This window comes from Polaromonas sp. P3_C2 (assembly GCF_056402675.1).
In genome coordinates this window covers 1-7,258 of record NZ_JBFUGX010000169.1, presented here as the reverse complement: position 1 = coordinate 7,258, position 7,258 = coordinate 1, and the positions used below count along the sequence as shown (strand labels likewise).

Genomic DNA, 7,258 nt, shown 5'->3' with positions numbered 1-7,258 from the left:
CAATACGCTACCAAATTGATAGCTGGTCGCGCTTATCCACAAAGGGTTTCAACCGATTTTTACTTAAAAATCCTGACGGCAAAAATTATCTTGATTTTTATCTTTATCTTTAGAAGGAAACAACCATGAAAACACTGTTCCCCCTGCTCGCCTGCGTCCTGATCTCCGGTTGCGCCGCCGAACTGGTCAGCGTCAATGAAAAGCAGATTGTGGTCAAAGCCCGCCCGTCGAAATTGGGCGAAGCCACCGACATCGCTGAAATGGAATGCCAGAAGCGCGGCCTGCATGCCCGGCTGGTGACAAAGCCGACCCCCGAGCAGTACGGGTTTGAGTGCGTGCGCTGAGTCACGCATCCACGCAGCAAGTCGAAGAAGTCGAAGAAGTCGAAGAAGTCGAAGAAGTCGAAGAAAGCGAGGAGATGGCATGCAACAACTTCTGAAGTTCTGCAGGATCTTCTGGCTGCTGCTGCCCGTGCTGGTGTGGCCCGGCGGCGGCGCTTGGGCGGCCGATATACATGTGATGACCTCGGGTGGTTTTACCGCCGCCTACAACGAACTGGTGCCGGCCTTTGAGCGTGCAACCGGGCACAAGGTCATTGCCGCTTATGGCGCGTCCATGGGCGACGCGCCGGACGCCATCCCGAACAGGCTGGCGCGCAAGGAGCGGGCCGACATCGTGATCCTGGCGGCGCCGGCGCTGGATGCGCTCGTGAGCCAGGGCAAGGTGCAAGCCGGCAGCCGGGTGGACCTGGTGCGCTCACTGATCGGCATGGTGGTACGCGCAGGTGCGCCCAAGCCGGACATCAGCACGGTCGACGCGCTCAGGCGCACGCTGCTGGACGCGCGGTCCATTGCCTACTCGGCCAGCGCGAGCGGTGTCTATATTTCGACCGAGCTGTTCCAGCGCCTGGGAATTTCCGCGCAGGTGGCAGGCAAAAGCACCAAAATACTCAGCGAGCGGGTGGGCAGCGTGGTGGCCCGCGGCGATGCCGAACTGGGCTTCCAGCAGGTCAGCGAACTGCTTCCGGTTCCGGGCATCGACTATGTGGGGCCGCTGCCGGATGAAGTGCAGCGCGTCACCGTGTTTTCAGCAGGCATTGCCGCCGATGCTGTCGAGCAGGATGCCGCACGTGCATTGATTCGTTTCTTTACCACTGCGGCGGCCGCGCCCGTCATCCGGAAAACCGGGCTGGAACCTGTCACCGCCCCATGATGGCGGGCCCTGCGGGCATCAGGGGTAGTAGAGTTGCTCCAGCCGCGCGGCTTCGGTGTAGATCGACGGCAGCGTGATGTTGCGGGCAACCAGGGCGGCAGCGCGCAAACCCACGCTGTAGCGCGCGTCCTGGCCCGGAAGCGGCGGCGCACTGGCGGGTTTTGCCTTCAGCCAGGCCAGCGCGTCGGCGGCGGCGATTTCCCCCATCGACTTGGCGGACGGCGCCACACTGAGCCCCCCGCCCTGCTGAACGTATTCAATGTCGACCCCCAGCGGCAAGGGCGCGGCATTGGCTTCGAGCCACTTGATCACCTCGGCATCGGGCACCACGCCGGCCGCCGCGGGCCCGGCACGCAAACTGCCGTGCGAGAGCACCAACACCACATCGGCCTTGCCGTCCATGACCTTGATGGCGGCCTGCCAGGCGGGGAAATCGCCCAGCGTGTGGGTGACCGCCACACTGTGCGGCGCCCAGTTGAAAGCCTCGACCTGCCTGAGTTGACCCTGGCTGGTGGGGCCGGCATCGCCCAGCACCGCCACGCGTACGGGCTGGCCCTTTTTGACGTGCTGCAGCAAGTCTCGCATGGCGGCGAGCGGCAGGCGCTCGGCGACACCGGTGACGTTGGCTGCGCCCACGTACCCGTACTCTGCGGGCTCATGGTCTATGGCGGCGAACACCACCCTGGGACGGCCCTGCCCGGCGAAGCGGCGCATCACGTATTGCTGGGCTTCGTCGTCTACCGCAATCACCAGGTCGGGGTTGAACTGCTCAATGGCGCGCAGGCCTTCCTTTGCGGCGTCCTGGCGGTGGTCTTCATCGGGAAGGCGGTCTATGCCCAGGTAATGCCAGCGAACAGTCAAGGGCTGCCTGTTTTTGTCCAGGACATGGCGTATGCCTTCGTCCATCTTGCCGACGGTGGTGGAGTTGCGGTCCGAGCTGTGCAGCACCAGCACCCGCGGCTTGGACAGGTTGAACATGCCCAGCAGCAGCAGCGCGACGAGAAGGGCCGCGCCCGTCAGGACAGCGAGGGTTCCGTTTTTCATACCAGGCCCAGCCATTCCCAGTAAGGGATCGAGAGATAGGCCGCCAGCAGGCGCGCCAGGTTCATCCAGTGGTTATAGCGCAGGAAATCGGTGTGTTTGTAGTAGCGGTCCAGCCCGCTTCCCATGACCTGCAGGTACTGTGAGCTTTGGTAGGGTATGAACCAGATGTCGCTGAACATGGCGGTCAGGAAGACCACGACCCAGGGGTTGATGAACTGCGCCTGCCCGATCGGCAGAAGGATGACCGCAGCCACGATCATGCCGGCGGTGATGGGCAGCACCAGGCGCAGCAGCAGCGTGACCACCAGCGCGACCGGGATGAACCAGACCATTTTTCCGCCGACGAAATCAAACATGTTGCCCGCGGAATGGGCCAGTGCGGTGTCCAGCCCCAGGTAGCTGATGGCGCGGCTCAGGCCGTCGAGGCTGAGCAGAAAGAAAATCATCGGCCAGTCGATCTTCTGCTGGAAGTCTTTCTTGCTCAGCAAGCCCATGAGCAGCAGGCCCACCAGCAAAAAGGCCGCCAGCCAGGCGGGAGAAATCTGGTGCCAGCCGGCGGTGCCGGCGCCCACCAGGAAGAACAGGAAACCGGTGAGTGCGGCTTTTTCGGGCCGGGTGACGTCGCCCAGCAGGGCCAGCTGTCGCTCGAGCCTTTCCTTGGGCAAAGCGGCCTGGGCCGTGCGCCCAAAACACAGGCGCACCACCACCAGGTGCGCGGCCGTGACGGTGAGCGCAGCCACGCCGGCCGCGACAAACCAGAACAGGCCCTGGAACTGGTCCTGCAGTTGCACGGGCAGCATGCCGAAAGCCGTCAGGTTGGACGACTTGCTGGTCAGCAGCATCGGCGAGAACAGCATGGCACCGGAAAACGTGGCGGCCATCAGGGCCGTGGCGGACTTGCTGTGCGCCGGCAGGTTGAGGCCTTCGATCATGTCGCGGTAAAACGGAAGCACCAGCGACAACCGCGCATTGCCCGAGGGCATGATGGGCGACAGCAGGTAACCCGACAGCAGCAGCGCCGCCTGGTGCCAGAACGGCGTGTCGGGCAGGCGTATCAGCAACCACAACATGAAGCGGTAGCTCAGGCCCGAAGCGGAAATCACCGCGGCCAGCGCATACACGCCCACTAGCGTGGTGAGCGTTCTTGACGAGAAACCGGCCAGCGCGACTTCGTAGGGCACAAGACCGACGATCAGCACCGCGGCGATGGCCACCAGTGGCGGCACGAACTCGTCGGCCAGGTTGAACAGCCACATCAGCACCGTGGCCGACAGGATGGCCAGGAACAACGAGGCCTCCACCACCAGCCCAGCCGAGCCGGAGAGGAAATAAATCGCGGGCGGCACCAGCACCACGCCCAGCCAGCCCACCAGCTCGCGCCGGGAAATGGGTTTGGCCGGTTTTTTGGCGGCAGGCTTGCCGGGGGCCGGCGCAAGAAAGGATTCGCCGCCCACATAACCCATCAGCGTCAGCCAGGCCTTGTTGCGCAAGGCGGGCGATTTCGCAGCCAGCTCGGCCAGGGCGTCGCGGGGGACCTGCACCGCCCTGACCGGCGTGGCTGCCGTGACGCTGCACAGGTAGCTGGCCGTATCGCAGGCGGCCTCTTCACCGCAGCGCATGCCCGGCAGCGCGACGGTACGGCCGCCAGGCGTGGTCAGCTGCAGCTCACCGGTTTCGATCACGTACAGAAATTCGGCCGGCGCGCCTTTTTCGTACAGCGTGTCGCCGGCGGCGAATTCCAGCGTGTGCAGGCTGCCGAGCAGGCGTGCAAGCTGGCTACCGGAAAGGTCGGTGAAAAGCGCGTCGCCACGCAAAAGCGCCAGGATGTCGGCGTCGGGGATGACACCAGGAATGACGGAGGAAACAGGCATGGATTCCCGGACCTACAGTGAGGTGACGGTAAGAATCCGCAGGGGCGTCGGCATGGAACCTCCTCCTTTAGCTATTGTATTGATAGCTGCTTGCGCCCGGCTTGATTGGCCTGCAGCTGTTTTCTGCCATTAAATCACCGTTTTCCCGAAAACGGCCGCCGGAAAACCCTAGGAGGCCACTGCGCCGTGGCCACTCGATACGACAGGAAGACCTGCGAGCTTCTTCAGGCCTCAAAAGTCCCCGCTGCCGCCGCTGGCCAGGCTTTCGAACTTGGTGATGCGGTTCAGGAACGCCAGTTTGACTGTGCCGGTGGGGCCGTTACGCTGCTTGCTGATGATGACCTCGGCGACGCCCGGCTCCTTGCAGGCCTCTTTGGTGTAGTACTCGTCACGGTAGATGAACATGATGATGTCGGCGTCCTGCTCGATGGCGCCGGACTCGCGCAGGTCGCTCATCATGGGGCGTTTGTCGGTGCGGGATTCCACGCCGCGGCTGAGCTGCGACAGCGCGATCACGGGGCACTGCAGCTCTTTGGCCAGCATCTTCAGGCCGCGTGAGATTTCGCCGACGGCGGTGGCGCGGTTCTCGTCTGCCATGCCGCCGGATACGCTCATGAGCTGCAAATAGTCGACCACAATCAGGCCGAGCTTGCCGCACTGGCGTGCCAGGCGGCGGGCGTTGGCACGCAGCTCACTCACAGTGAGGCCGGGGGTTTCGTCGATGTGCAACGAAACCGTGCGCAGCTTTTCAATGGCTTCGGTCAGGCGCGGCCATTCTTCGTCCGTCAGGGCGCCGGTGCGCAGATGGGTCTGGTCGATGCGGCCAATGGAGCCCACGATACGCACGGCAAGCTGCGAGGCGCCCATTTCCATGGAGAACACGGCAACGGGCAGACCTTCGAGCAAGGCGACGTTTTCGGCAATGTTGATGGCCAGTGCGGTTTTGCCCATGGAGGGGCGCGCCGCCAGGATCACCAGGTCACCGGCCTGGAAGCCGGACGTCATGCGGTCCAGGTCGTAGAAGCCCGTGGGCACGCCGGTGACGTCCTGCGGATTCTCGGCCATCTCGGTGACGCGATCGAGCAGGCTCACGACCAGCGTGTCCATGCTCTGGAAGCCTTCTTTCATGCGCGAGCCCTGCTCGCCGATCTTGAAGATCTTCTGTTCGGCCTCGTCGAGGATGGTGGCGACGTCTTTCCCCTGCGGGTTGAAGGCATTGGTGGAAATCTCGTCCGAGGCGGACACCAGTTTGCGCAGGATGGAGCGCTCGCGCACGATCTCCGCGTAGCGGCGGATGTTGGACGCGCTGGGAACGTATTGCGCAAGGGAATTGAGGTAGCTCAGGCCCCCTACTTCGTCGGCCTTGCCCTGGTTCTGCAGGTGCTCGTAGACCGTGATGATGTCGGCCGGTTTGGAGGCGTTGATCAGGGCGCCTACGGCGGCATAGATCAGCTTGTGTTCGGAGCGGTAGAAGTCCTGGTCGGTCAGCAGGTCGCCCACACGGTCCCACGCGCCGTTGTCGAGCAGCAGGCCGCCCAGCACGCTGGATTCACCCTCGATGGAGTGCGGCGGAATGCGCAGCTGGGCGATCTGGCGGTCAGGGCTGTAGCCGGGATCGTCATAGGTGGAAAGTACGGCGGACATGGGTTTCCTTGGGAGAGGGTGAATGGTACGCCGGGAGCGTAAAACCTCACGGGATAAGGTTGTGGATAACCGGGGGAAATCGGGTGGAAATACACCGTGAGCTTGTGTACAGCCGCTTGATCCGGCCGGCCATGAAAAAAGCCGCTCGGCGAGCGGCTTTTTTTCGGGAAGGGAGAAAACGCTTAAGCGGTTTCGCCGTACACGGTGACGGTGATGTCCACTGCCACGTCGGTGTGCAGGGCAACGGTCACGGCGTGGTCGCCAACAATCTTCAGCGGACCGTTAGGCATGCGGATTTGCGACTTCAGCACAGGGAAGCCCTGCTTGGTCAGCTCGGCCGAGATGTCATGGTTGGTGACGGAGCCGAACAGGCGGCCGTCAACACCGGCTTTTTGCGTGAGCTTGACGGTGGTGCCGCCGAGCTTTGCGCCCTGGGCCTGCATTTCGGCCAGCTTGGCAGCTGCAGCTTTTTCGAGTTCGGCGCGCTTGGCTTCGAATTCGGCCTTGTTGGCTTCCGTGGCGCGGCGTGCGCGGCCCGAAGGGATCAGGAAGTTGCGTGCATAGCCGTCTTTGACCTTGACGATTTCGCCGAGGTTACCGAGGTTCACGACTTTGTCGAGCAGAATAATTTGCATGGTCGTGCTCCTTACAGGCTACGGTGCTGGTCGCTGTAAGGCAGCATCGCGAGGAAGCGAGCGCGCTTGACGGCGGTGTTGATCTGGCGCTGGAAAATCGCGCGCGTGCCGGTCAGGCGTGCGGGGATGATTTTTCCGTTTTCGGCTACGAAATCGCGCAGGGTGTCGATGTCTTTGTAGTCGATTTCTTCAACGCCAGCGGCTGTGAAGCGGCAAAAACGCTTGCGCTTGAACAGCAGGGATTGGGYATTGCGCTTGGGGCGCTTGTCTTTGTTGAAACGTTTTGGTCCGGGCATGATGGACTCCTTAAATGGGGTTCGGTACTTGCTCTACCTTGTGCAGAGCCTGGATATGAAAAACAACACCTTTGCTGGTGCGCGCATTGATCAGAAAACCGGTGAACCTGAAGGGTTTGCCTAGCGGGGATTTGGCTGATTGCTCAGCCAGCGCTCCGAAAGCAACCGCCCTTACCGTCAACTTGACCTGTCTGGTGACTCCGGCTTCGACGATTTCGGACTCGTGTTCGAGGACGAAATTGGCGGCGGGGATTCCAGCGGGCGTGTAGCGAAGAGGACTTGCCTCGGCGATACAGGCGGTCAGTTCAACGTGGTTCACTGCGGGCTCTTGCTCAAAAGCAGATGCGCAGCAGCGAGGCGTTCAACAGCATGGTGGCTATTAAGCCRCATACTCCTGCTGTTGGGCCTTACGGGCTTCTTCCCTCTCGACGTTGCGCATCATGAGGGACGGGCCGGTTTCGGCTTTCTTCTTCACCACGGTCAGGTGGCGCAGCACGGCATCGTTGAACTTGAACGCGTGTTCGATTTCTTCCATCACGGCCTGGCTGGCTTCGAT

The 7,258-nt window shown here is 62.4% G+C and carries 9 protein-coding genes; 2 read left to right on the top strand and 7 right to left on the bottom strand.

The window, feature by feature from the left end:
• Positions 1-125: 125 nt before the first annotated feature.
• Entirely contained in the window at positions 126-344 is a 219-nt protein-coding gene (locus AC1DWI_RS09300; RefSeq protein WP_477670988.1) for a hypothetical protein, read from the top strand.
• 79 nt (positions 345-423) lie between these two features.
• A complete protein-coding gene (locus AC1DWI_RS09295) occupies positions 424-1,212 on the top strand; it encodes a substrate-binding domain-containing protein (protein WP_477670989.1) in 789 nt (262 codons plus the stop codon).
• A gap of 18 nt (positions 1,213-1,230) precedes the next feature.
• On the opposite strand, the gene AC1DWI_RS09290 is transcribed toward AC1DWI_RS09295, so the two are convergent.
• From AC1DWI_RS09290 to AC1DWI_RS09260, 7 genes are all read right to left on the bottom strand, one after another.
• Entirely contained in the window at positions 1,231-2,256 is a 1,026-nt protein-coding gene (locus AC1DWI_RS09290) for an ABC transporter substrate-binding protein (protein ID WP_477670990.1), read from the bottom strand.
• Positions 2,253-4,127 (bottom strand): SLC13 family permease, encoded by a 1,875-nt coding sequence (locus AC1DWI_RS09285; protein ID WP_477670991.1) that lies wholly within the window; start codon positions 4,125-4,127, stop codon positions 2,253-2,255. The genes AC1DWI_RS09290 and AC1DWI_RS09285 overlap by 4 nt, the downstream gene beginning before the upstream one ends.
• 231 nt (positions 4,128-4,358) lie before the next feature.
• A complete protein-coding gene (dnaB, locus tag AC1DWI_RS09280) occupies positions 4,359-5,771 on the bottom strand; it encodes a replicative DNA helicase (RefSeq protein WP_457278782.1) in 1,413 nt (470 codons plus the stop codon).
• A gap of 182 nt (positions 5,772-5,953) precedes the next feature.
• Positions 5,954-6,406, bottom strand: coding sequence for a 50S ribosomal protein L9 (gene rplI / locus AC1DWI_RS09275; protein WP_457278783.1), 453 nt, complete (start codon positions 6,404-6,406; stop codon positions 5,954-5,956).
• Between the two features lie 11 nt (positions 6,407-6,417).
• On the bottom strand, positions 6,418-6,702 hold the full coding sequence (gene rpsR, locus AC1DWI_RS09270; RefSeq protein WP_477724721.1) for a 30S ribosomal protein S18: 285 nt from the start codon (positions 6,700-6,702) through the stop codon (positions 6,418-6,420).
• 10 nt (positions 6,703-6,712) lie between these two features.
• Positions 6,713-7,021 carry a primosomal replication protein N gene (gene priB / locus AC1DWI_RS09265; protein ID WP_477649539.1) on the bottom strand — a complete coding sequence of 103 codons (309 nt, stop codon included), beginning with the start codon at positions 7,019-7,021 and terminating at the stop codon, positions 6,713-6,715.
• Between the two features lie 60 nt (positions 7,022-7,081).
• A partial coding sequence (locus AC1DWI_RS09260; RefSeq protein ID WP_477724722.1) for a 30S ribosomal protein S6 occupies positions 7,082-7,258 on the bottom strand: 177 nt, incomplete at its 5' end.